Source organism: Mesorhizobium sp. B2-3-11, assembly GCF_006442215.1.
Classification (GTDB): Bacteria; Pseudomonadota; Alphaproteobacteria; order Rhizobiales; family Rhizobiaceae; genus Mesorhizobium; species Mesorhizobium salmacidum.
Window position 1 is genome coordinate 266,564 of record NZ_VFVS01000003.1, and the last position, 25,499, is coordinate 292,062.

Annotated in this window: 18 protein-coding genes; 2 read left to right on the forward strand and 16 right to left on the reverse strand. The window is 63.9% G+C overall.

Annotation, left to right across the window (positions count from 1 at the left end; translation table 11 throughout):
- Positions 1-249: 249 nt before the first annotated feature.
- From FJ960_RS06700 to FJ960_RS06735, 8 genes are all read right to left on the reverse strand, one after another.
- On the reverse strand, positions 250-1,764 hold the full coding sequence (locus FJ960_RS06700; RefSeq protein ID WP_140504081.1) for an aldehyde dehydrogenase family protein: 1,515 nt from the start codon (positions 1,762-1,764) through the stop codon (positions 250-252).
- A 205-nt stretch (positions 1,765-1,969) separates the two neighbouring features.
- Positions 1,970-3,244: an RNA polymerase sigma factor gene (locus tag FJ960_RS06705; protein ID WP_140712664.1), complete on the reverse strand. Its 1,275-nt coding sequence runs from the start codon at positions 3,242-3,244 to the stop codon at positions 1,970-1,972.
- Positions 3,241-3,615, reverse strand: a complete 375-nt coding sequence (locus tag FJ960_RS06710; protein ID WP_015315946.1) for a YciI family protein — start codon at positions 3,613-3,615, stop codon at positions 3,241-3,243. Before FJ960_RS06710 ends, FJ960_RS06705 begins: the two co-directional genes overlap by 4 nt.
- Before the next feature lie 84 nt (positions 3,616-3,699).
- Complete coding sequence (locus FJ960_RS06715; RefSeq protein ID WP_140712666.1) at positions 3,700-4,815, reverse strand: DNA topoisomerase IB; 1,116 nt, start codon at positions 4,813-4,815, stop codon at positions 3,700-3,702.
- Positions 4,816-4,961: 146 nt separating this feature from the next.
- Complete coding sequence (locus tag FJ960_RS06720) at positions 4,962-5,846, reverse strand: transglutaminase family protein (protein ID WP_140712668.1); 885 nt, start codon at positions 5,844-5,846, stop codon at positions 4,962-4,964.
- A gap of 12 nt (positions 5,847-5,858) precedes the next feature.
- The gene (locus FJ960_RS06725) at positions 5,859-8,270 is read right to left on the reverse strand and encodes a circularly permuted type 2 ATP-grasp protein (protein WP_140712670.1); all 2,412 of its coding nucleotides are present in this window, start codon (positions 8,268-8,270) and stop codon (positions 5,859-5,861) included.
- Between the two features lie 6 nt (positions 8,271-8,276).
- Positions 8,277-11,636: a transglutaminase family protein gene (locus FJ960_RS06730; protein WP_140712672.1), complete on the reverse strand. Its 3,360-nt coding sequence runs from the start codon at positions 11,634-11,636 to the stop codon at positions 8,277-8,279.
- A gap of 104 nt (positions 11,637-11,740) precedes the next feature.
- Entirely contained in the window at positions 11,741-12,934 is a 1,194-nt protein-coding gene (locus FJ960_RS06735) for an acyl-CoA dehydrogenase (RefSeq protein ID WP_140712674.1), read from the reverse strand.
- Positions 12,935-13,037: 103 nt separating this feature from the next.
- Here FJ960_RS06735 and FJ960_RS06740 point away from each other — a divergent pair, with 103 nt between their 5' ends.
- Entirely contained in the window at positions 13,038-13,949 is a 912-nt protein-coding gene (locus tag FJ960_RS06740) for a LysR family transcriptional regulator (protein ID WP_140712676.1), read from the forward strand.
- On the opposite strand, the gene FJ960_RS06745 is transcribed toward FJ960_RS06740, so the two are convergent.
- From FJ960_RS06745 to FJ960_RS06780, 8 genes are all read right to left on the reverse strand, one after another.
- Positions 13,950-16,274, reverse strand: coding sequence for a Tex family protein (locus FJ960_RS06745; RefSeq protein ID WP_140712678.1), 2,325 nt, complete (start codon positions 16,272-16,274; stop codon positions 13,950-13,952). It lies immediately after the preceding gene.
- 126 nt (positions 16,275-16,400) lie between these two features.
- A complete protein-coding gene (locus FJ960_RS06750) occupies positions 16,401-17,582 on the reverse strand; it encodes a serine hydrolase (protein ID WP_140712680.1) in 1,182 nt (393 codons plus the stop codon).
- 32 nt (positions 17,583-17,614) lie between these two features.
- Positions 17,615-18,811, reverse strand: coding sequence for a serine hydrolase (locus tag FJ960_RS06755; protein WP_140712682.1), 1,197 nt, complete (start codon positions 18,809-18,811; stop codon positions 17,615-17,617).
- Between the two features lie 64 nt (positions 18,812-18,875).
- Positions 18,876-19,910, reverse strand: coding sequence for an extracellular solute-binding protein (locus tag FJ960_RS06760; protein WP_140504100.1), 1,035 nt, complete (start codon positions 19,908-19,910; stop codon positions 18,876-18,878).
- A 23-nt stretch (positions 19,911-19,933) separates the two neighbouring features.
- Complete coding sequence (locus FJ960_RS06765) at positions 19,934-20,734, reverse strand: ABC transporter permease (protein WP_140504102.1); 801 nt, start codon at positions 20,732-20,734, stop codon at positions 19,934-19,936.
- Positions 20,727-21,647 (reverse strand): ABC transporter permease, encoded by a 921-nt coding sequence (locus tag FJ960_RS06770; protein ID WP_140504104.1) that lies wholly within the window; start codon positions 21,645-21,647, stop codon positions 20,727-20,729. Before FJ960_RS06770 ends, FJ960_RS06765 begins: the two co-directional genes overlap by 8 nt.
- Positions 21,647-22,741 (reverse strand): ABC transporter ATP-binding protein, encoded by a 1,095-nt coding sequence (locus FJ960_RS06775; RefSeq protein WP_140712684.1) that lies wholly within the window; start codon positions 22,739-22,741, stop codon positions 21,647-21,649. The genes FJ960_RS06770 and FJ960_RS06775 overlap by 1 nt, the downstream gene beginning before the upstream one ends.
- A 137-nt stretch (positions 22,742-22,878) precedes the next feature.
- Positions 22,879-24,561: an amidohydrolase gene (locus tag FJ960_RS06780; RefSeq protein ID WP_140712686.1), complete on the reverse strand. Its 1,683-nt coding sequence runs from the start codon at positions 24,559-24,561 to the stop codon at positions 22,879-22,881.
- A 260-nt stretch (positions 24,562-24,821) separates the two neighbouring features.
- On the opposite strand from FJ960_RS06780, the gene FJ960_RS06785 reads away from it, so the two are divergent.
- Complete coding sequence (locus tag FJ960_RS06785) at positions 24,822-25,475, forward strand: TetR/AcrR family transcriptional regulator (protein ID WP_140712688.1); 654 nt, start codon at positions 24,822-24,824, stop codon at positions 25,473-25,475.
- Positions 25,476-25,499 lie beyond the last annotated feature (24 nt).

Below are 25,499 nucleotides of genomic sequence, written 5' to 3' on the forward strand. Positions count from 1 at the left end.
AGGAAAACTGTGAAGCGTTTTCCGTCCGGAATTGTGCCAGAACAGGTGGATTGACCGGTTCCGCGTTTGCGTGGCTGCGCGACGCCAAGGACCTCGGCAGCGTCGGCTGGCTCGGCCAGCGCCCAGTCACGAAAAGCCGACGCTGGACAGGCGTCAGAGCCTGTCCGGCGTTACTGCCGCGTGTACACCCTCCACCTGTGTCGATTGATGCTCGCCGAGCTTGATCGACACTGATCGCGGGCGGCTTTCTCAATCGATGTCGAACGAGACGCCTTGGGCGAGCGGCAGCGCCTTGGAATAGTTCACCGTGTTGGTGGCGCGGCGCATATAGGCCTTCCATGCATCGGAGCCGCTCTCGCGTCCGCCGCCGGTTTCTTTCTCGCCGCCGAAGGCACCGCCGATTTCGGCGCCTGAGGTGCCGATATTGACATTGGCGATGCCGCAATCCGAACCGTCGACACCGAGAAAGCGCTCGGATTCCTGCAGGTCGCGGGTGAAGATCGACGACGACAAGCCGGCACCCACCGCATTGTGCTCGTCAAGCACAGCGTCGAAATCCGAATACTTCATCACGTAGAGGATCGGCGCGAAGGTTTCTTCCGTTACTGGCGAAACCTGCTTTGGCATTTCGACCAGCGCCGGATGGACATAATAGGCATCCGGATGGCCATTCTCGACCCGTGTCCCGCCGGTCACCTTGCCGCCATGGGCGGTCGCTTCGCTCAGGGCCTTCTGCATGGCATCGAACGCTGCCTTGTCGATCAACGGCCCGACCAGCGACGAGGTCTCCAGCGGATTGCCGACCGAAACGCTCTGATAGGCCTTCTTCAGCCGCGGCACCAAGGCGTCGTAGACGCTGTCATGGACGAACAGGCGGCGCAGCGTCGTGCAGCGCTGGCCAGCCGTGCCCATGGCCCCGAAGGCGATGGCGCGCAGCGCCATGTCGAGATCGGCCGTCGGGCACACGATGCCGGCATTGTTGCCGCCCAGTTCCAGCACCGCTCGTGCAAAACGCTTGGCCAGGCGCGGACCGACATCCCGGCCCATGCGGGTCGAGCCGGTGGCCGAAACCAGCGGCACCTTCGGATGATCGACCAGGATCTCGCCGACGGCACGGTCGCCGATCAGCACCGGCGCCAGGCCTTGCGGTGCGTCCGCGCCGAAGCGCTTGACCGCGCGCTTGAAGATCGCCTCGCAGGCAAGCGCCGTCAGCGGCGTCTTCTCGGAAGGTTTCCATACCACTGCATCGCCGCAGACCAGCGCCAGCGCTGCGTTCCACGACCACACGGCGACCGGGAAGTTGAAAGCCGAGATGACACCAACGACGCCGAGCGGATGCCAGGTTTCCATCATACGGTGGCCGGGACGCTCGGTGGCGATGGTCAGACCGTACAATTGCCGTGAGAGACCGACGGCGAAATCGCAGATGTCGATCATTTCCTGCACTTCACCGAGCCCTTCGGAGGGTATCTTGCCAACCTCGATCGACACCAGCCGGCCCAGCTCGGTCTTGTGCGCGCGCAGTTCTTCGCCCAGCAGCCGAACCAGTTCGCCGCGCTTGGGACCCGGCACCAGCCGCCAGGACTGGAATGCCTGGTGGGCGTCATTAATGGTCTTTGCCGCGTCGACTGGCGAGATCGTCTTCAGCGCCGCGATCTGCTCACCCGTCACCGGGCTGCGCACGATCAGGTCGCCGCCGACAAGCGCCTCCTTGGCCACGCCCAATTTCGCCAGAAGCTCGGCCGTTTCCTTCGCTATCGTCATTTTTGTCCCTTTCAGATCCCGCCGCTCGTGTGGCGTGGGTCAACGTCTTGCGCCATGCCTTCCCGCGCCGTTGCGGCTGGAAGGGGCCATCATGGCGTGCCATTACCTGTTTCAGGGGAAAATCGCCACCCCGGCATGGTCCAAGCCCAGGCTGCACGATTGAGCCAGACGACCCTTGGAGCAGAACTGGCAGAGGGCGCTTAGTCTAGTTTGCCTTTTTGGCCGGCGCGCGCACGGCGCCGTCCTTGATCAGACGGTCGATATGCATGCGGATATGGGCTGCTTCCGCCGCCGTGTTGGCGAGCGCAATGGCGCGGTCGAAGGCAATGCGTGCCTCCTCGCCCCGGTCGAGTTGCATCAAGAGCCCGCCCTTGAGGCCGAAGAAATGGAAATAGCCGGATAGTCTCTGCTCGAGCGGCTCGATCATCGCCAGCGCCGCTTCCGGTCCGCGCACCTTGGCCACCGCGACCGCACGGTTGAGCGTGATGACCGGCGACGGCTGCATCTGTTCGAGCAGGCCGTAGAGCAGGTCGATCTCCACCCAATCCGTGTCCTCGGCCTTCTCGGCCCGCGCGTGGAGCGCCGCGATCGCCGCCTGCACCTGGTAAGGGCCGGGCTTGCGGTGGCGCAGGGCCTTGTCGACCAGCGCCAGCCCTTCGTCGATCATCTTGCGGCTCCACAGGCTTCGATCCTGGTCCTCGAGCAGCACGATCTCGCCATCATCGTCGAAACGTGCCGGTGCGCGTGCGTGCTGCAGGAGAAGCAGCGCCGTCAGCCCCATGATCTCCGGCTCGGTCTGGAACAATCTGAGCAGCAGCCGTGCCAGCCGGATCGCTTCCTCGCACAGAGGCGCGCGGGCCGGCGCCTCGCCGCTGTTGGTCGAATAGCCCTCGTTGAAGATCAGGTAGACCATGGACGCGACCGCCGCGAGCCGCTCGGAGCGCTCGACCGCGCCTGGCGTCTCGAACGGCACGCCGGCGTCCGCGATGCGCGCCTTGGCGCGGGTGATGCGCTGCTCCATCGCGCTCTCGCCGATCAGGAAGGCGCGCGCGATCTGCTTGACGGTGAGGCCGGAGACGACGCGCAGCGCCACTGCGATCTGCTGTGTTGCGGGCAAATCAGGGTGACAGCAGATGAACAGCAGCCGCAGGATGTCGTCGCGGTAATGCGCGCCGTCCAGCCGCTCCGCGATATCGCTCTCGGCGTCTTCCAGATCGGATATCTGGTCTTCCTCTGGTATCGGCGCTTGCTTGGCGCGCTTGCGCACCGCGTCGATGCCGCTGTTGCGGCCGACGAAGATCAGCCAGGCCGCCGGATCGCGTGGCGGCCCGTTCTGCGGCCAGTTCTTCAGCGCCTTGAGACAAGCGTCCTGGAAAGCTTCCTCCGCGGTATCGAGATCGCGGAAATAGCGCAGCAGTGCGCCCATCGCTTGTGGGCGGGCAGCGCTGATTGCGGAGCTTATCCAGGCGAATTCGGTCATGCTGGAACCCTGGTTGGATGGAACACCGATACCGGCCGGATCTCATAGGAACCGCCGCTCGGGTTGACCTCGGAAAGCTCGCGGGCGAATTCGACGGCCTCGTCGAGGTCAGCGCAATCGAGCGTATAGAAGCCGAGGAACTGTTCCTTGGTTTCGGCGAACGGCCCGTCGATGACCAGCGATTCGCCTTTCACTTTCCGCAGCGTCGTTGCCGCAGTTGTGGGCAAAAGCCGCGCCACGGGCCCAAGCCGGCCGGCGTTGGCATACTTCTCCTGGACACCGAGCAGGTCGGCCATGACCTTGTCGTCCTGTTCCTTGCTCCAGGAGCAGACGACATCTTCGGAGGCGTAGCAGAGGATGGCATAGAGCATGGAGGGTCCTTTCTGTAGCAAAGGACGAAACAGTAGGGCCGATCCCGACATGGCGTCGATAAAAAAAATCGAGACGCCGCGGATTCAGCGGCCGCTGATTGCCGCCGATCGACTCTCCTGCGTCTTCAACCATCTCAGCACGAGCGCTTCCTCCTCATCGAGACCGTCTATGGATCGCTTGCGCTTGTTGGCTTCCGCCATTTCGGCAAGCAGCCGTCCTTCGCTCCAGGCCTCGAAGACCTGCGGGTGGATATAGCATTTGCGGCAGACCGCGCGCGTATTGCCCAGCCGTTCGGCCACTTTGTCGATGATGTTGTTCATCGCCCGCTTTCGCTGTGCCTGGCTTTCAGGCAGTTCCGTCTGTGCAAACAGCGACGCGGCATGGATGGTGCCGCCCCATGTGCGGAAATGCTTCGAACTGAACGCGTCGCCGGCGGCGTCCCGGATGTAGCGGTTGACGTCGTCGGAGCGGACCGGGCGTCTGTCGTCCCTCTCGTCGAGATACTGGAACAGTTTCTGGCCCGGCAGGTCCTGCGCGCCCCGAACGATCCCGGCGATGCGGCGGTCCACCAGCTTCAATCTCCATTCCTTGCCGGACTTTCCCTTGAAGGCGAAGCGCAGGCTCGATCCCTTGATGTCGACATGCCGATCGCGCAACGTCGTCAGGCCGAAGCTCTTGTTATCGCGTGCATAGGCCGCGTTGCCGACGCGGATCATCGTGTTGTCGAGCAGCCAGACCACCGCTGCGACGACGCGTTCGAGCGGCAGGCCGTGACGGCGCAAGTCGCTGTCGATTCTGCGCCGAAGGTCCGGCAGGCTTTCGGCAAAAGCGACGAGGCTCGAATATTTGACACCGTCGCGCTCCTCGGCCCATTGCGGGTGATAGCGATACTGCTTGCGCCCCCGCTGATCCCTCCCGGTCGCCTGGATATGCCCATTCGGATCGGGCGAAATCCAGACATCGGTCCAGGCCGGGGGAATGACGATGGCCGCGATGCGCGCCCTGTCGGCATCGGAGACCGCTCTCCCGTCCGGTCCCTTGTAGGTAAAGCCCTTGCCAGCCTTCAGCCGGCGGATGCCGGGCTCGGCATCGCTGACATAGGTCAGCGCGGTATCCCGGGCGGAAATCTGTGGTCGATTCTTGGGTACGCTATCACAGTCAGCCAATCGGCTACGCGACGATCCGGTTCTCTGCAGCATGACGGCTCCACGCAAAATGTCCGTAGATAAGTTGCGGGCAGACTGCTGGTTCCACACCCCGTCTGGAAAGCAGGATCCGGTGGCGTCGGCGAGGCAATGCGCTGCATCTGTGTCGGCGGAAAGGACAGCCGGCGGCGCGCCTTTTTTTACGCCTTTTCGAGCACCACCGGGATGACGTCGACAGCCTGCTCCCCGACCTGTCCGCCGGTCGTCTTCAGCACGCCGACGATGGGCGCCACATCCGAATAGTCGCGCCCGTAACCGACGGTGATATGGTCGTTGGAAGCCCGCATGCCGTTGGTCGGATCGAACTCCTGCCAGCCGGCATCACGCCCGCACCAGACCTTGACCCAGGCATGCATGGCATCCGCACCTTCCAGCCGCGGCTTGCCCTTGGGCGGAATGGTTCGCAGGAAGCCGCTGACATAGCCGGCCGGAATGCCGAGTCCGCGCAGCCCGGCGATCATGATGTGCGAGAAATCCTGGCAGACGCCCCGCTTCAGCCGAAAGGCATCGCTGGCCAGGGTCCGCACCGTGGTCGCTTCGCCATCATAGGTGAAATCATGGTGGATGCGCTTGCAGAGGCTCATCGCCGTGCCGGCGGTCGAGCCACCGATGCTGTCTTGCGCATAGGTGGTGATCGCCGCATCCATGCCGGCGTGGCCGCTTGCCGCCAGGAAGTGATGCGGCGACGCCGACGCCAGCGACCGCACGGCCGCCAGCTCCCGCCTCAGTCGGCCGATATCGGGCGACACGTCGAGCCCAGGCTCGGGCCGCGACACCGAAACGCGCGCGCTCATCCTTATGTCGAGCGCTTCATGCGCGTCGCGAAACGCGATCGAGGTAACGTTGTTGCCGAAAAAATCGGTAAAGTCGGATCGTTCATTGGGTGCCGGTTCAAAGGACAGCGAAGCGGCGATGACGCGCTGCACGCCGCCAATGGTCGGCGGCAGCACCCGCACCTGATGCCGGCCGCCGCCGGCAGCGGCGGCGTAGTCGTAATGGAGCAGAAGCCGGATGTCGTACAGCATGGCCATTGCTTTCTAGCCGAAATAGGCTTTGGCGAGGCTGTCGTAGAGGCCGCCGATTTCGCTGGCGAGTTCGTTCAGCGCCTTCGTCGTCATGTCAGCCGGCTCCTTGATGGCGATGGCGGTATTGAGCTGCAGGATCTCCTTGGCCGCCGCCGACATGTGCCCCTCGCCGCCGGTCGCCGGCAGCAGCCCTATCTCGGTCTTCAGCCTTTCCAGCTGGAACAGGATGGAGCGTGGATTGAGCGGATCGAGCGCCAGGAGATCGACCACCGTGCGCCGGCCGGCCTGCACCGGATATTGCCGGCGATGGGTCATGACGCTGTCGCCGATCTCCAGCATCATGTCCAGCGCGCCATCCGGCGCCTTGGTGCCGGTCAGTCGGGCCAGCGTGCCGGCGATCTGGATGCCACGTTCCAGCCGCCGGCCGATCTCGAGGAAGCGCCAGCCGGCGAAACGGTACATGTTCTCGTGCAGCAGGCCGGAGAATCCGGCAAGCTTGCGCAGAATGACGGTCATGGCCCGCGTCGCGTCGTCGCCGGGCGCCACGGTGGTGGCGAACCGATGGATCGTCTTCGACAAATCCTTGAGCGCCAGCCAGCCATCCGGCGAGAAACGATCGCGGATCTGGCCGGCGCTGTAGACAGCGCTGTCGAGCATGCCGATCAGCCCTGGCGGGATCGCCGTTTCGACATCGATGCCGAACGGCTCGAGATAGTCCCTGATATCTGCCAGCAGAGGCATGTCGGGATCGGACGTTTCGGCGAGCCGCACATGATAGGCGCGCAGGATGCGCACGGTGTCTTCCGAGCGTTCGATGTAGCGGCCGAGCCAGGTCAGGTTTTCCGCCGCGCGGCTGGGCAGGCTACCTGGCCTGGTGCGGTTGAAGCTGTCGCCCTCCTGCGGCAGCAGCGTCTCGCGCTCGACTGGTCTGTCGCTGACCACCCAGACATCAGCCGCCTGGCCGCCGCGCTGCATGGCGATCGCCGTCGGGTCGAGCGACAGGCCGACGCGGGCGAAACCGCCCGGCATCACCGTCCATCCCTCGGGCGTGCGCGCCAGATAGACGCGCAAGCTCGCCGGCCGGGGTTCCAGCCAGCCGCCGACATAGACGGGTGTCGTCGAAAGTGTCACCGCTTCCTGGCCGACGAAGGCCTCGCCATCGCGTTCGATGCGCGCCACCAGTTCCGCCCGTTCCCCGACCGACAGCGCCGAGCCGAGCTTTGTCTGTCCGTCATCCTCGAAGGCAAGCCTTGTCGACAGCGCCGGGCCGACCACCATGCGGTCGATATTGGCGAGGACATGGGCGCGCTCCGTCCCCTGCCCGCACCACCATGTCGCCACACTGGGCAAAAGCAGCTCCTCGCCCCACAATTCGCGCGCGATCTTGGGCAGGAACGCAAGCAGCGCACGCGTCTCCATCAGGCCCGATCCCAGCGCATTGACGGTGGACACCGTACCTTGCCGGATCGCTTCGACCAGGCCCGGCGTGCCGATCTGCGAATCCGGACGCAGTTCGAGAGGATCGGCAAAGGCGGCATCGAGCCGCCGCCACAGCACGCTGATCGGCATCAGGCCCGACACGGTGCGCACCATGAGCCTGCCGCCGGAAACAGTCAGATCCTCGCCTTCGAGCAGCATGATGCCGAGGTAGCGGGCGATATAGGCGTGTTCATAGTAGGTTTCGTTGAGCGGCCCCGGCGTCAGGATGGCGACGCGGCCGTCGCTCTCCTTTGCCATTCCGATCAGCGCATCGCGGAAGCGACGGAAGAAGCCGGCGAGCCGGTGCACATGCATCTCGCCATAGATGTCTGACAGTGCGCGCGTGGTGGCGACCCGGTTCTCCAGCGCGAAGCCGGCGCCCGAAGGCGCCTGGGTGCGGTCGCCAAGCACCCACCAGCGGCCATCGGGCCCGCGGCCGAGCTCGAAGGCGCAGAAGTGCAGGAAATGCCCTCCGGCCGGCCTGGTGCCGACCACGGGCCGCAAGTATTCAGGGCTCGCCGCGATCAGCCCTGCCGGCAGGGTGCCTTTTTCGACCAGTCGGTTCTGTCCATGGATATCGGCGACAATTTCCTCGAGCAGGTCGGCGCGCTGCACCAGGCCGGCGCTGATCGCCTGCCACTCGCAGTCCTCGATGAGCACGGGAATATGCGCCAGCGGCCATTCGCGCTCGTTGGCGCCTGCCTTGTCATAGACGCGGTAGTAAACACCCGCATCGCGCAGATACTGGTCGGCGCGGGCGAAGCGCTGGCCGAGCTTTTCGGCCCCGAGTTCGTCCAGCGCTTCGACAAAATCCTTCCAGACCGGGCGGGGATTGCCCGACGCGTCGACCATCTCGTCGACGACGCCGTCAATCGGCTGGTAGTGCTCCAGCAGGCTATGGGCCTGCGGCTTGCCGCGCACCCTTTTGTGATTCCCCTTTGCCATGTCAGATCACAGTCTTGGCGGACGCCTGAGGTCAAGGGTCATCGGGAAATCTTCCCCCGGCTGTTCTTCACGCAACACATAGCCGGACGGGGTATGGCCGCGCGGTTCGAAGCGGGCGAGCCGCCTTGCCTCGGCCTCGTTGCCATTGACCGGGAAGGTGTCGTAGTTGCGCCCGCCGGGATGGGCGACATGGTAGGCGCAGCCGCCGACCGCCCTGCCCGACCAGCGGTCGTAGATGTCGAACACCAGCGGCGTGTTGACCGGCAGTGCCGGATGCAGGCCCGAAGCCGGCTGCCAGGCCTTGAAGCGCACGCCCGCTACCGCGACCTCCCGGTTGTCGGTAGCCCTCATCGGCACGATGCGGCCGTTGCAGACGATCGCATGGCGCTCCGGATTGAGACCTTCGGTCTTGACCTGCAGCCGTTCGACCGAGGAATCGACGAAACGCACCGTGCCGCCGATCGCGCCCTGCTCGCCCATGACATGCCATGGCTCCAGCGCTTGCCTGAGCTCCAGCTTGATGCCCGCATGCTGGACTTCGCCGCAGAAGGGAAAGCGGAATTCGAGCTGGGCGTCGAACCATTCGGGCCGGAACTCGAAACCATTGAGCTTGAGGTCGTCGAGCACATCGAGAAAGTCCGCCCAGACATAGTGCGGCAGCATGAAGCGGTCATGCAGCGAAGTGCCCCAGCGCACGAAGCGTCCGTCGAGCGGGTTCTTCCAGGCGCGTGCGATGATGGCCCGCACCAGCAATTGCTGCGCCAGAGACATGCGCGCATTGGGTGGCATCTCGAATCCACGGAATTCGACAAGGCCAAGCCGACCGGTCGGTCCATCGGGCGAGAACAGCTTGTCGATGCAGATTTCCGAGCGATGCGTATTGCCGGTGACGTCGGTCAACAGATTGCGGAACAGGCGGTCGACCAGCCATGGCAAGGGTGCGGCCCCCTGGTCGGGATGCGGCACCTGCGCCATGGCGATCTCGAGCTCATAGAGCGAATCGTGCCGCGCCTCATCGAAACGTGGCGCCTGGCTGGTCGGGCCGATGAACAGGCCGGAGAACAGATAGGACAACGAGGGACGCCGTTGCCATTGCAGCACCAGGCTCTTCAGCAGGTCGGGCCGGCGCAGGAACGGACTGTCATTGGGCGTGGCGCCACCGACCACGACATGGTTGCCGCCGCCGGTACCGGTGTGGCGGCCATCGATCATGAACTTGTCGGCGCCAAGCCGCGTCTGCCGCGCCTCGTCATAGATCGCCGTCGTCGTCGCCACGCAATCCTGCCAATTCGAGGCGGGATGGATGTTGACTTCGATGACGCCGGGGTCGGGTGCCACGCGGATGACGTTGAGGCGCGGGTCCTGCGGCGGGCCGTAGCCCTCGATATGCACGGGAAGGCCAATCGCCTTTGCCGCGTTCTCGGCAGCGGCGACGAGTTCGAGATAGTCTTCCAGCGCCTCGACCGGCGGCATGAAAACGCACAGCCTGCCGTCACGCGGTTCGACCGAAAGTGCCGTGCGCACCGCGCCGCCGATCTCGGTGATCTCCTGCTCGACCCGCTCCTGCTGGCCGGTCGCCGCCGTGAACGACACCGCCTGCTGGCGGCGGGCCATTTCGTCGGCGCCTTCCAGTTCGGCCGGAGCCGCCGCAGGCAAGATTGCTTCCCGCACGGGCAGCGGGCCACGCGGCAGCGACGGATCGACAGGCACGATGTAGGGGAACTGCGCGGGCGGCACATGAGGAAGCGTTCCCAGCGGCAAGCGGTAGCCGACCGGGGAATCGCCCGGCACCAGGAACAGCCGGCCGCGCCGCGTCGTCCACCTCTCCGAACGCCAGCGCGGATCGGACGCCTGGCTGTTCCAGCGCTGCACTGGCAGCACATAGCCGGACGGCTTGGTCAGCCCGCGCTCGAAGACGCGCGCCATGCGGCTGCGTTCCTCGGGGTTTTCCAGCTTGGAGTTGGACGGGTCGACATTCTCGGGCAGCTTGCCTTCCTTGAGCAGCCATTCGGCCGGATCCTCATAGGCTTCACTGACCATGGACGTGTCGATGCCGAGCTCGCCGGCGATCGCCGTCAGCAGGCTTTCGGCCTGTTTCGGCCCGACATCAGCCGAGCTTTTCTCCGGCGCGATCAGCGACGGATCGCTCCACACCGGCTCGCCGTCGGCGCGCCAAAAGAGTGAGAAGGTCCAGCGCGGCAGGCTTTCACCGGGATACCATTTGCCCTGGCCGTAATGCAGAAAGCCGCCGGGCGCGAAGCGCTCGCGCAGGCGGCGGATCAGCGCGTCGGCCTTTTCACGCTTGCTCGGCCCGACGGCGGCGGTGTTCCACTCGGCGGCCTCGAAATCGTCGATCGACACGAAGGTCGGTTCGCCGCCCATGGTCAGCCGCACATCCCCGGCCGCGAGCGCGGCATCGACCTTGTTGCCGAGCGCGTCGAGCGCCTGCCAGCTTTCATCCGAGAACGGCTTGGTGATGCGCGGATGTTCGGCGATGCGATCGACCCGCATCTCGAAGCCGAACTCGACATTGGCAAAGCTCGCCATGCCTGAAATGGGTGCCGCATTGCGGAAATGCGGCGTGGCGGCCAGCGGCACATGGCTCTCGCCGGTGAGCAGGCCGGAAGTCGGGTCGAAACCGATCCAGCCGGCACCGGGAAGATAGACCTCGCACCAGGCATGCAGGTCGGTGAAATCGACTGATGTGCCGGCCGGCCCGTCCAGCGCGACCAGGTCGGGCTTGAGCTGGATCAGATAGCCCGAGACGAAGCGCGCGGCGACGCCGAGATTGCGCAGGATCTGCACCAGAAGCCAACTCGAATCCCGGCAGGAGCCCTTTGCCGCCGCCAGCGTTTCCTCCGGTGAGAAGACGCCGGTCTCCATGCGCACGATGTAGGCGATCTCGCGCTGCAGACGCGCATTGAGGTCGACGAGGAAATTGACCGTGTTCGGCGCGCTGCGGTCGACGGTTTCCAGGAAAGCCGAGAGAAGCGGCCCCGCCGGCTCCGGTGCCCGGTAGATGGCCAGATCAGCCCTGATTTCCTCGGGATAATCGAACGGGAACGCCTCCGCCGACGGTTCGACGAAGAAGTCGAACGGATTGTAGACCGTCATGTCGGCGACGAGATCGACCTCGATCTTCAGCTCCGTCACCGGCTCGGGAAAGACAAAACGGGCGAGGAAGTTGCCGTAGGGGTCTTGCTGCAGATTGACGAAGTGGTTCGCCGGCTCGACCTTGAGCGAATGGCTCAACACCTTGGTGCGGGAATGCGGTGCTGGCTGAAGCCTGATCACCTGGGGACCCAGAACCACCGGCCGGTCGTATTTGTAGTGGGTCAGGTGGTAGACGGCTGCCAGAATTGCCATGGGGCCCCGGAGATCGGCGTTTAGCTGGCCGGACCCTGACACATCTGGTCGCCATTCTCCAAGCGGATGTTGCGGTGCACCTAAATTAAACGGCTATCGAACGGTCAGAAGAACGCCTGTATCCCCGTCTGCGCCCGTCCCAGGATCAGCGCGTGCACGTCATGCGTGCCCTCATAGGTGTTGACGGTCTCCAAATTCTGCGCGTGGCGCATGACGTGGTAGCCGATCTGGATACCGTTGCCGCCATGCATGTCGCGGGCCTGGCGAGCGACGTCGAGCGCCTTGCCGCAATTGTTGCGCTTGACGATCGAGATCATTTCCGGCGCCATTTTGCCTTCATCGAGCAGACGCCCGACGCGCAACGAAGCCTGCAGCCCCAAAGCGATCTCGGTCTGCATATCGGCGAGCTTCTTCTGGTAGAGCTGCGTGCCGGCCAGCGGCTTGCCGAACTGCTTGCGGTCGAGGCCATACTGGCGAGCGCGATGCCAGCAATCTTCCGCCGCGCCCATCGAGCCCCAGGAAATGCCGTAGCGGGCCCGGTTGAGGCAACCGAACGGTCCGCCGAGCCCCTTGGCGTTGGGCAGCAATGCTTCCTCGCCGACCTCGACGCCTTCCATCACCACTTCACCGGTGATCGACGCCCGCAGCGACAGCTTGCCGCCAATCTTCGGCGCCGACAGGCCCTTCATGCCTTTTTCCAGCACGAAACCGCGGATCTCGTCCTTGCCGTTCTCGCCCTTCAACTTCGCCCAGACGACGAAAACGTCGGCGACCGGCGCATTGGAAATCCACATCTTGGAGCCGGAGAGCTTGTAGCCGTTGGCAGTCTTTTCAGCGCGGGTCTTCATGCCGCCGGGGTCGGAGCCGGCATCCGGCTCGGTCAGACCGAAGCAGCCGATCCATTCGCCGCTGGCGAGCTTGGGCAGGTACTTCTTGCGTTGTTCATCCGAGCCATAGGCGTAAATCGGGTACATCACCAGCGACGACTGCACCGACATCATCGAGCGATAGCCGGAATCGATGCGTTCGACTTCCCGCGCCACCAGCCCGTAGGTGACATAGCTGGCGGCGAGGCCACCGAACTCCTCCGGAATGTTGATGCCGAGCAGGCCGGCCTCGCCCATCTCGCGGAAGATCGCCGTGTCGAAGGTCTCGTTGAGATAGGCTTCCTCGATACGCGGCGCGAGCTTGTCGGCCGCAAAGGCGGCAGCGCCATCGCGCACCATGCGCTCGTCTTCCGAAAGCTGATCCTCGATGAGGAACGGGTCTTCCCACACGAATGCATTCTTGTCGGCCATGGCTTCTCGATCCTTGAAACAGGTGAAGCTCGGCTTATCGGCTCGTGGCCTGAAAAAATCAAACGAAATTGCTTCACGGATCAATGAGCGTTAGGAATGGATCATGAGTGTCCAGCGCCGCCTTTTGCCCAACATCAGCGCCCTAGCCGCCTTCGAGGCGGTGGCGCGACTTGGCTCCTTTACCGCCGCCGCCCAGGAATTGGACCTTACCCAGGGCGCGGTCAGCCGCCAGATCAGGCTTTTGGAAGATCAGTTCGGCCGCCGGCTGTTCGAACGCGACAGCCGCAATGTAAGCCTCTCCACGGCAGGTGAAATCTACGCCGAAGCGGTACGTTCGGCGCTTGGCCAATTGCGCGACGCAGCGCTTGGATTGATGAGCAATCGGCATAGCGGCATCCTGAACCTGGCCATATTGCCGACCTTCGGCACGCGCTGGCTGATGCCGATGATCCCCAATTTCGTCGAAAGCAATCCCGACATCACCATCAACTTCGTCACGCGCGTCGGCCGGTTCGACTTCGCCAGGGAGAGGTTGGATGCAGCCATCCACTACGGCCTGCCGGACTGGCCGGACGCCGACTCGACACTGCTGGTGCGTGAGACGGTGGCACCGGTGGTGTCGCCCGAGTTCCTCGCCGGCCGCGCCATCGCCACGCCGGCCGACATCGGTCGTTTGCCGCTGCTGCATATGACGACGCGCCCCGGCGCCTGGACGGAATGGTTCGAGCATCAGGGACTGAGCGCGCCGACCGGGCCGGGCATGCAGTTCGAGCAGTTCGGCACCGCCGCCCAGGCTTGCATGGCGGGGCTCGGCGTGGCGCTGTTGCCGCTGCTCCTCATCGCTGGCGAATTACAGCGCGGCCAGCTTGTGCCAGCACCCGGCCAGCCGATGCAAAGCCGCAGCGCCTATTACCTCGTCATTCCCCACGACAAGCGCGGCTATCCACCGGTTGCCAGCTTTCGAGATTGGCTGCTAGGCCAGCTCGAGAAGGAGCCGGCTGTTCTGGCGTGGTAGCTATTTCCGCTTCAGTGCGTCCGCCAGCGCAGCGCCGAACGCACCTTGCTGTGCCGGCCGCTCGGGCTGGCGCTGCGGCGCCGGCGAGCGTGGCGCCGGCCTGCCGCCGCCATTGTCGCGCGGCCCGCTCCTCGGCGCGCCGCCCTCACCGGCATCCCTACGCATAGAGAGCGCGATGCGCTTGCGCTTGATGTCGACATCGACGATGCGCACCTTCACCACGTCGCCGGCCTTGACCACCTCATGCGCGTCCTTGATAAAACGGTCGGCCAGTTGCGAGACATGCACCAGCCCGTCCTGGTGGACGCCAATATCGACGAAGGCGCCAAACGCCGCCACGTTGGTAACGGTGCCTTCCAGCAGCATGCCGGGCTTCAAATCCTTGATGTCGTCGATGCCATCGGCGAAGGTCGCGGTCTTGAAGCCGGGGCGCGGGTCGCGGCCGGGCTTTTCTAGCTCGGCAAGAATATCGCGCACCGTCGGCAGGCCGAAACGCTCGTCGACGAAGACGCGCGGGTCGAGCGCCTTCAGCGCGGCGCTGTCGCCCATCAGCGAACGCACATCGCGGCCGCAGGCGGCGACGATCTTCTTGGCCACCCCATAGGCTTCCGGATGCACCGACGAGGCATCGAGCGGCTCACTGCCATTGGCAATGCGCAGGAAGCCGGCGGACTGTTCGAACGCGCGCGGCCCAAGCCGCGCCACCTTCAGCAGGTCCTTGCGGCTGGCGAACGGGCCGGTCGCATCGCGATGCGCGACGATCGCCTCGGCAAGCGACGCCCCGAGGCCCGAAACGCGCGCCAGCAAGGGCGCCGAGGCGGTATTGAGGTCGACACCGACCGCGTTGACGGCGTCCTCGACGACAGCCTCCAGCGAACGGCCGAGCCGGTATTGGTCGACATCGTGCTGATACTGACCGACACCGATGGATTTCGGCTCGATCTTGACCAATTCGGCTAGCGGATCCTGCAGGCGCCGCGCGATCGACACCGCGCCGCGCAGCGACACGTCAAGGCCGGGAAATTCCGCCGCCGCCGTCGCCGAGGCCGAATAGACCGAGGCACCCGCCTCGCTGACGATAACCTTGAGCGGCTTCGGGCCTGAACCCGCTGGCATGTCCGACAGCATGTCCGCCACCAGCTTCTCCGTTTCGCGGCTACCGGTGCCGTTGCCGATCGAGATCAGCTCGACCTTGTGCTGGCGGATCAGCGCGGCAAGCTCGGCCTGCGTGCCGCGCACATCGTTCCGCGGCGGGAACGGATAGACCGTCGTCGTCGCCAGCAGCTTGCCGGTGCCGTCGACCACCGCAACCTTCACGCCGGTGCGGATGCCGGGATCGAGCCCCATCGTCGGCCGCGAGCCGGCGGGAGCCGCCAGCAGCAAATCCTTCAGGTTGCGGGCAAAGACATGGATCGCCTCTTCCTCGGCCCGCTCGCGCAGGTCGCGCATCAGATCGAGCGTCAGGTGCAACGACAGTTTTATCCGCCAGGTCCAGCCGGCGACCTCCATCAGCCAGCGGTCGCCCGGCAGGCTGGCGCCGATGGCGTAGGCATTGGCGATCATCCGCTCGACCGGCTTCACCGGTGAGGCATCGTCGGCATCGACCTCGATATCGAGCGACAGCACCTCTTCATTGCGGCCGCGCAGCATGGCCAGCGCGCGGTGGCTTGGCGCCGTGGACCAACGCTCGACATGGTCGAAATAGTCCGAGAATTTCGCGCCGGCCTCCTGCTTGCCGTCGACCACCTTGGCGCGCAGGAAGGCGCGCTCCTTCATGTAGCCACGCAGCTTGCCGACCAGATCGGCATTTTCCGCGAACTGCTCCGACAGGATGTCGCGCGCGCCATCGAGCGCCGCCTTGGTGTCGGCCACCTCTTCGGTGACATAGGCGAGCGCGACTTCCGCGGGCACCAACGAGCGGTCGTTGAGAATGGCTTCGGCGAGCGGCCCCAGCCCGCGCTCCCTGGCGATCTCGGCCTTGGTGCGGCGCTTCGGCTTGTAAGGTAGGTAGATGTCTTCGAGTTCCGCCTTGGTGGCCACCGCCCCGATCTTCGCTTCGAGGTCTGGCGTAAGCTTGCCCTGCTCGCGGATCGAACCCAGGATGGTGTCACGGCGGGCGTCGAGTTCGCGCAGATAGACGAGACGCTCGGCAAGGTCGCGCAGCTGCGTGTCGTCCAGCCCGCCGGTCACCTCCTTGCGGTAGCGTGCCACGAATGGCACCGTCGCCCCCTCATCGAGCAGTCCGATCGCCGCGGCCGCCTGTTCGGGCCGCGCCTTGATTTCGGCTGCGATGATGGCTGCGATGCGCTTGATGTCGGATGCCATGTCGTTCCCACTCTCGTCGAAAAGAGCGGCGACCATAGGCGCAGAGATCAGGTCCGCCAACCGTCACGTTTTCAACGGCGGCGGAGGTCCACAGGAAAGCGCGGGCGATTGGATTGTCCGGGCTGGTCAGACCATGCGGCTCAGCACTTCGAAAAAGGCAACGATTTCGAGGTCCAGTGCATCGTCGACCGGCTCCGGCTGCGACGACATCTTGGCGATGACCACTTCGGTCCTGGGGTCGACATAAAGCCATTGCCCATGAATTCCGATGCCGCAATAGGCGCCATTTTCGAAACCGGTCTGATACCATTTGTTGCGGTAACGGCCTTTCGGGAACAGCGGCAGCATGGCACCGCGCTGCCAGGCTTCCGAGCTGCCGCCGGTGCTGGTGGTGTCGCGCACCCAGGCCTCGGGCACGATGCGGCGGCCATTGGCCGTGCCGCCTTGCCGCATCATCTCGCCGATGCGCGCCAGGTCACGCGGCGTCACCGAAATGCCGCCTGCGGTACGTGCCGTGCCTTCCATGTCGACACCGACGGAGGCCTCACTGACGGCGCCAAGCGGCAGCCACAGTTTTTCGCGCATCAAGTCGCAGAAGCGCTGCCCTGAAGCGCGTTCCAGGAGAAGGCCGAGCAGGTCGGAATTGGGCGAACGGTAGCGGAAGGTCTGGCCATGCGGCTCGGCAAGCCGCTGCAGGGTCAGGATGAATTCGCGCAGGCTTTCGGTGCCGCCGCCGGGATTCCACAGCGTCGCGCGGCGATAACGGGCGAAGGCGCTTTCCGGATCGAGATAGGCCTCCTCGAAATCGAGGCTGACGCTCATGTCGAGCACATTACGCACGCTTGCATCGCCATAGGCCGAGCCGGCGGCTTCGGGGATGTAGCGCGTCACCGGCGCTTCAGGGTCGAACACCCCCTCGCCTTCCAGTATGCCGGCGATGATCGCCGTCACCGACTTGCTGATCGAGAAGATGATGTGGCGCGCGCCGAACTCCATATGCGGCGCGAACCAGTCGCCAATGATCTTGCCGCCTTTCATCACCGTCAATGCGTCGGTGCTGGAGCGGACGAGAAACTCGGCCACCGTCTCCGGCGCGCTCGCGACCGTGACCTTTTCCCCGAGCAAGCCGCCCAAGTCCCGCACAGGAGCCTCGATGACGCCCGGCGCCGCTGCCACGCGTGCCGTCGGCACCAGTTCGCCGAGGTTCTGGAATGACCACCGGTTGAACGGGGCCACGCGCCAGTTGGCGAGCAGCACCTCGTTACGGCCGAATTCGTATCGTGTCTCGAACGCGGTCTTGCCGGCCATCGCGTTTCCTACCAGTCCATTGTTCTTGAAGCTCAGCTAAGCGCCGCTGCGATGGCGTGCACGGCCTTCAGCGTTGCCACGGAATAGGCCATGTTGCTGAAATCCGGGTAGGTCGACAGCTTCACCACCACCATTCCTGTGTTCCAGTCGATATGGATCAACTGTCCAAACACGCCCCGGCACATCAGCGCCCGCGAGCTGGGATCCTCGATCCAGAACTGGTTGCGGTAGCTGCCCTCGGGCAGGCTGGCGGAGAAATCCGGACCATGCTTGCCAGTGCGCGTCGCCTCGATCCAGTCGGCCGGCACGATGCCGCCGCCATTGTCGAGGATCAGCTGGCCAAAGCGGGCGTAGTCGCGCAGCGTCGCGTTGAAGCCGCCATCGGCCAGCGCATAGCCGGCGCTGTCGACGGTGAAGCAGGCGCTTTCGTCGGCCCCGAGCTTTTGCCAGAGTTCCTCGGAAACCAGCTGCGCCAGCCGCTTGCCGGTCACCCGTTCCATAATGAAAGCCAGCACGTCCGTCTCGATCGAGCGGTACTCAAATTGCGCGCCATGCGGGCGCACCGTCTCTTTCAAGCCCAGGATCAGCTCGAACATGTGCGAGGGCCAGCGGAAATCCGGATCGCCGCCCGGCGGCACCGGCTTCCAGCCGGTGGCGACATCGACCTGGCCGATGTCGGAATAGCGGTCGGTGTATTCCTCTGAGAACCGCACGCCGGTGGTCATATCGAGCACATGCTGGACGCTGGCGCCGGACCAGCCGGTCGCGTTGAGTTCCGGCAGGTAGTCCGTCACTAGCTTCGTCGGATCGATCAGACCCCGCCCGGCCAATATGCCGAACACCGAGCCGGTGACAGACTTCGCCATCGACTGCGACAAATGCAGCGTGCGCTCGGTCATACCGTTGAAATAGCGCTCATAGGCTATCCGGCCGTCCTTGAGCACCAGGAAGCCATCCGTATAGGTCTCGTCGAGCAAGCCGGCGAGCGTCGAAGGCTTGCCCTCGCTGTCCTCGACAGCCAGTCCATCGAGATCGACCTCGGCGCGTTCGAGACGGTGGCGGTGACCAGTGCCGCGCCAAACTTCGGCGGTCGGCAGAATTTCCCTGATGTGCTGGAAAGCCCAGCGGTTCCAGGGTGGCCTGTCCCAGTCGAGCTTGGGGGGCACCATGGCGGGCGGCGAACCCTGCATGATCGGTGGCCGCGGATCGCTGTTGCGATAGGAGTCCATGAAGGGCCATTCCCGGAAAAGAAAAGACCCGGCGGCATGTGCCGCCGGGCCCTTGTGTCTGTGACTATTTCTGCAGTTCGGTCCAGATCTTGGTGTAAATGTCCTGGATTTCCGGAGCGCACATCTTCTGCAGTTCGCCAAGCGGCTTGGCGTCCGCCGGGATGACGACTTCCGGCGCGTCCTTCATGTCGGCCGGCATGTACTTGTCCGAACCGGCGATGGCATTGGCGTAGCGGTGGAAGGCCGAGAGACCCGCCGCATTTTCCGGATCCATGATGAAGTTCTGGAACAGCTTGGCGTTCTCGACGTTCTTGGCCTCCTTGAGAACGACGACGTTGTCGCTCCACAGGCCATAGCCTTCCTTCGGATAGTTGAAGTGGATGGCAGGGTTGGCCAGCCGCTGGCGCAGGGCCGAACCGTTCCAGTCGCTGGTTGCCTTGAAGTCGCCGGCGCCCATCTTCTCGATGGTGTTGTATTCCATCGATATCCAGTTCGGCTTGGCCGCGACAAGCGTATCGCGCACCTTCTTCAGAACCGCCTTGTCGTCGGTGCATTGCTGGCCACCGAGATACTTGATCGCCGCGAAGATGACGTCATTCATCTCGGGAACGACGTTGACCTTGCCCTTCAACTCGTCAGGCGTATTGAAGATGATGCCCCAGCTATTGGTCGGGCCCTTGTAGGCGTCGGTGTTGACGACGACGCCGATCGTGCCCCAAGCCCACGGAACGGTGTATTTGCGGCCTGGATCGAAGTCAGGATTGGCCCATTCGGGCGCAATGTTCTTGGCGTTCTCCATCTGGCCAGGGTCGGTCTCCTGGACGAGGCCTTCCTTGATCCAGATCGGCACGTAGGTCTGCGAAGGCACCGCGATGTCGAAGCCGGTGCCGCCCTGGCGGACCTTGGCCAGCGCGGTGTCGTTGGAATCGTAATCGGTGATGGTCACCTTGATGTTGTATTTGGCCTCGAACTTCTTGATCACGTCGGGGCTGGTATAGTTGCCCCAATTGTAGATGTTCAGTTCGCCATCGGCGCGGGCGATGCCCGTCGAAGCGAGCAGCGCCAACCCTATGGCGCTCGCTGTTGTCTTCCAGTTCATGGTTTTAACTCCCATTATCGGTTTCAGTCTCGTTTCCTGCTGACGAAGAAAAACAACGTGACGATCGCGACCGAAAGCAGCAGGAAGGCGGTCGATATCGCGTTGATCTCGGGCGTTATGCCGCGGCGGATCTGGCCGAGCATGTAGGTGGGCAGCGTGTCCTGGCCGCCCGATTTGACGAACTCGGTGATGACGACGTCATCGAGCGAGATGACGAAGGCCAGCATCAGTCCGGCCAGGATACCGGGCCACAAAAGCGGCAGCGTGATGCGACGAAAGGTTTTCCACGGCGGGGCGTAGAGGTCGGCCGCGGCGCGTTCCAGCGTCAGGTCCATATTCTCCAGCCGCGCCCGTATCGGCAGGTAGGCAAAGGGAATGCAGAACGCCGTGTGCGCGGCGACCAGGTAGCCGATACCGGAATAGCCGGTGAAGATCTTGATGCGCGAGAAGAAGATCAGCAGCGCCACGCCGGTGACGATCTCGGGCACCATCAGCGGCTGGTTGATCGCCGCGTATTTGAAGGTGAGGCCGGGATAGGACGCCGTGCGTGTGGTGGCTAGCGCGGCCATGGTGGCGAAGATGGTCGACAGCACCGCCGCGATGGAGCCGATCTGGAACGAACGCAGCGTCGCGTCGATGACCTGCGTGTTCTGGTATGCCGACTGGAACCATTTCAGCGAAAAGCCACCCCATTCGGATGTCGAGCTCGCCGCGTTGAAGGCGTAGATGACCAGCACGATGATGGGCAGATAGAGGATGACAAAGCAGGTCGCCGCGATCGCTGTGAAGCCGGTCTGATGCTTGATGGAAAAGTTCTTAGCCATGCCGCATCCCCGACTTGCCGGCATTGCGCACATAGGCAAGCAGCGCCACCATGACTATGATCATCACCGTGATCGACAGCGCCGAGCCCAGCGGCCAGTTGCGGCCCTGTCCGAACTGCAATTCGATCAGGTTGGACAGCATCATGTTCTTGCCGCCGCCAAGCACGCTCGGCGTCACGTAGGCGCCCAGTGCCGGAATGAAGACCAGGATCGAGCCGGCGATGACGCCGGGTTTGACCAGCGGGAAAATGATCTTCCGCAGCACCTTGAAGCGTGTCGCGTAAAGGTCATAGCCAGCCTCGACCAGCCGGAAGTCGAGCTTCTCCATGCTGGCATAGATCGGCAGCACCATCAGCGGCAGGTAGACATAGGCCATGCCGATCAGGATCGCCGTGTCGGTGTAGAGCATCTGGACCGGCGCCGAGACGATGCCGAGCTTGAGCAGGATCGTGTTTACGATGCCTTCGTTGCGGATGATCTGCAGCACGGCGAAGGTGCGGATCAAAAGGTTCGTCCAGAACGGGATGGTGATCAGGAACAGCCAGAGATCCCTGGTCTTTTCGCTGCGCGTCGCCATGAAATAGGCCGTCGGGAAACCGAGCGCCAAGGTGGCGAGCGTCGTCACCACCGCAAGCTTGATCGAGCGCCAGACGATGGTGACATGCGCCGCCGCGAGCGACAGCGTGTCGTCGAAAATATCGCGTTCCAGGAAGACCGATGTCCAGGCGTCGGATGAGAACTGCCATTTCACGTCGCCATAGGCGCCGGGGGTGAGGAACGAATAGACCAGCACGATCAGCAGCGGGCCGGTCGCGGCAAACAGAATGACCAGCAGCGCCGGCGCTGACAGAAGCCAGCGGTCACGGACATCGCGCCGTTCCGCTGCCTTGGCGACTTCTTCCGCGGTGGCCATCAGTCCCTCAGTACTTGCGCGGCATCGTTGCCGATCATGATGCCAACCTTGTCGCCACGCTCGAAACCGCAGCCGGCGCTGCGCGTGTTCTGCTGGCGCACGGTGAAGGCCTCGCCGCTGTCGAGATGGACATGGATATGCGTGTCGGTGCCGAAATAGACGATGTTCTCGACCGTGCCCGACAGGTCGCCCTTGTCCTTCGACAACTTGGCATGCTCGGGCCTCACCACCACGGTGGCGTTTTCCTTCGGCTGGAAGCCTTCGGCGACGGTGGCATCGATGACCGCACCGGATTTGAGTGTCGCGCGCGCTTTGCCATTGCCGGCGCCTGAAATGGCGGCGGTGAGGAAATTGGTTTCGCCGATGAAGTCGGCCACGAAGCGTTCCGCCGGCTTGTCGTAGATGTCCCAGGGCGAGCCGACCTGCAGGATCTTGCCCGACGACATCACCGCGATGCGGTCCGACATCGTCAGCGCTTCTTCCTGGTCATGAGTGACGAAGATGAAGGTGATGCCGGTTTCGTTCTGCAGCCGCTTCAACTCGATCTGCATCTCCTTGCGCAGCTTGTAGTCGAGCGCCGAGAGCGGTTCGTCGAGCAACAGCACTTTCGGCTGCGGCGCCAATGCCCTTGCCAGCGCCACGCGCTGCTGCTGGCCGCCCGAAATCTGGCCGGTGCGGCGGCCGGCCAGCGCTTCCATCTTGACCAGCTTCAGCATCTCGGTGACGCGCGCCTTGATCTCGGCCTTCGGCTTGCCCAGCATTTCCAGGCCAAAGCCGATATTGTCGGCGACCGTCATGTGCGGGAACAGCGCGTAGGACTGGAAAACGGTGTTGACCGGCCGCTTGAAGGGCGGCAATGGCGCGATGTCCTGGCCGTAGAGCAGGATCTCGCCGGCGGTTGGAAAGTCGAAGCCGGCGATCAGCCGCAGCAAGGTGGTCTTGCCGCAGCCGGATGGTCCCAGCAGCGTGAAGAACTCGTTCTCGCGGATGGACACCGAAACCTTGTCGAGGGCAGCGACCTGCCCCTCACCCGATCCGAAAATTTTGCTGACGTTTACTACCTCAATCGCATTCCGATCCGGTTTGTCCGGCACGATTACGCCTCACTGTTGACCCCGCTCTTGCTGGCGGAGCTTGTCCCCTGTTGGATGTGACCACACGGCCGGTAGGTTGGCAAGCCCGGCATTGAATCACAGTTCAGTCGGTCTTTCAGCCAGCAAGCCTCATGCCATTATCGGGCCTGATAGGTGATCTTGCCGCCGCAGATCGTCGTCACCGGCCGCAGCTTGTGCAGATCGGCCGGCGCCGTCTTCTCGATATCGGCCGACAGCACCACCAGATCCGCCATATAGCCTGATTTCAGCATGCCTTTGCGGTGCTCGGCGAATTCGGCATAGGCGCCCTCGACCGTGTAAGCTGCGATCGATTCATGCAGCGAGAAGCGCTGGTCCGGGTCGCTTTCTGCCCACGGTTTGCGCAGCACTGCCGCCTGGATGCCCAGGATCGGATCGATCGGCGACACCGGCCAGTCCGAGGCGAACACGACGTGGGCGCCGGCGTTCTTCAAGGTCCGCCAAGCATAGCTCAGCGGCCAGCGGGCCGGGCCGATGCGCGACACGGTCGGCTCCAGCGGAAAATCCATGGCGCCGGGCGGATGCGGCGGCTGCATGGAAGCGATGACGCCGAGTTCCGCAAAACGCGGCACATCCGCGGTGGTGGTGACCTCGATATGCTCGACGCGATGCCGGCTGTCACGCTTGCCATTGGCTTTTTGCGCTGCCTCGTAGCCGTCGAGCACGGCACGCACCGCGCCGTCACCGATCGAATGCACCGCGATCTGCAGCTCGCGCCTGTCGACGGCGACAGCCAGATCGATGAACTGCTGCGGCGTGAACAGCGGCTCGCCGACCCAGTCGGGCCGATCGGCATAGGGCTCGACCATGACAGCCGTCCAGGAATCGAGCACTCCGTCGTAGAATACCTTGACCATGCCCGATGACAGCCACTCGCTGTTATAGCGCTCGGCCATCTCGGATGCCTTGTCCAACATGTCGAGCGTCATGAAATTTTTGTAGTGGAAAGGGATCTGCACGCGGCAGGGCAGGCCTTCCCCGGCCTCGATCTCGGCCAGCAGTTCGAGCTGGTAGAGATTGCCGTCCATGTTCTGGATCGAGGTGATGCCGTGGCGCGCGCACCAGGCAAGCCCGCGCCGCATGATATCGCGGTCGGCGGCGCGTTCGGCGGCCGAAGGCATCGGGTCGGGCTCGCCGCCGGTCGCCAGGCCCAGCCGCACGCGGCCTTCGCCGGCAAGGTCGAGAACCGGGCCGAAGGCCTCGCCCTCGCGCAGTTCACCCGCTGCCAGGCCATCGTCGCCCATGACAATCTCATTGCCCGGACCAAGCGTGCGTCCATTGAGGATGCCGGCCATTTCAAGAGCCTTGGTGTTGGCCCACATCGTATGGTGGTCGGGCGCGGCCATGACAAAGGGCCGGTCCGGCAGGATCGCATCGAGATGATGACGCGTCACCCGCTCGTCGTCGAGCACGGTGTAGTCGACGCTCTGCCCGACCAGCATCCGCGCGTGGGGGTGCGTCGCTGCATAGTCGCGGATCGCCTTCTGCAGCGCCTCGAACCCATGCACGCCGGCCAGTTGCAGATGGGCAAGCTCGGCGGCGCCCGAAAACAGATGCATGTGGGCTTCGATGAAGCCGGGCAGGACCGATCCGCCAAGCGCGTTGATGACCTTGGTACCCGATCCCTTGAACTCTTCGATGGAGGTGCTGCTGCCGATGGCGATGATGGCGCCGTCCTTGACGGCAACGGCCTCGGCGGCGGGATTGTCACCGTCCATGGTCAGCACGCGACCGTTGACGACAATCAGATCCGCACTACCACCCGCACCCGTGACCGACATCGCGACTCCGCGTTTTTTTGACGACTGACTGAGACCGGCAAAGCTCGCGTCCAACGACCTGCGCACCACGGCGCAGCGCTATCGGACAAGAAATGATGCCAGTGCGCTGTCTTCGAAATTCCCCTTGTTATCCCAAGAGACAGCGTGGATAAAGAATGCGACTGATTATTCGCGTTTGTCAACATGCCGGATTTAGAATGTATTGTGGACAGAAGCGCTTCGCTTGTGTTGGGACCAGGCGGGAACGAGGGCATCAAGCAGTGAAGCGCAGTCTCGACCGCAAAACCAGGATAGCGCTCGAGCCGCGCAAGCAGCCGCGGCAACAACGGTCCAGCAAGGTCGTCGACAGGATTCTCGACGCGGCGCTGATCCTGACGCGGGAGCAAGGAACCAAGACGCCGACGACGCTCGCCATCGCACAGCGCGCGGGGCTGTCGGTCGGTTCGATCTACCAGTACTTTCCCAACAAGGAAGCCATTCTTCTGGATCTCGCCCGGCGCTGGCTGTCATCCTTTCCCGAGGTGATCGCTAGGCGCATCAAGGTCGCCCCGCCCTCCAACCGCGAAGAGTTCCGGCGGGAAGTGCGCAAGCTCTTCATCGACACATCGAAGCTCTATCTCGAAAACGCCACCCTGATGCCGGTGATCGAGGCCATTTCAGGCAATGCGGACCTGCGGCCGATCCAGAACGAATATGACGACCAGATCATCGCCCTTTATGCCGCATGGCTGCAGCATGTGAACCCGGCACTCGAAGGCAAGATCGCCAGCCGGCTCGGGGTGGTGATGATGGAGGTCGGGCATGCCTGCAGGCTCGTGGGGTTGAAGAAGGACCGCAGGACATTCGACCTCATCGAGGACGATGTCGAAACCATGTGGCTCGCTCTGCTGAGCCCCTATCTCAATCTTGGCTGACCGGTTTCAACGCAATTCAGGACG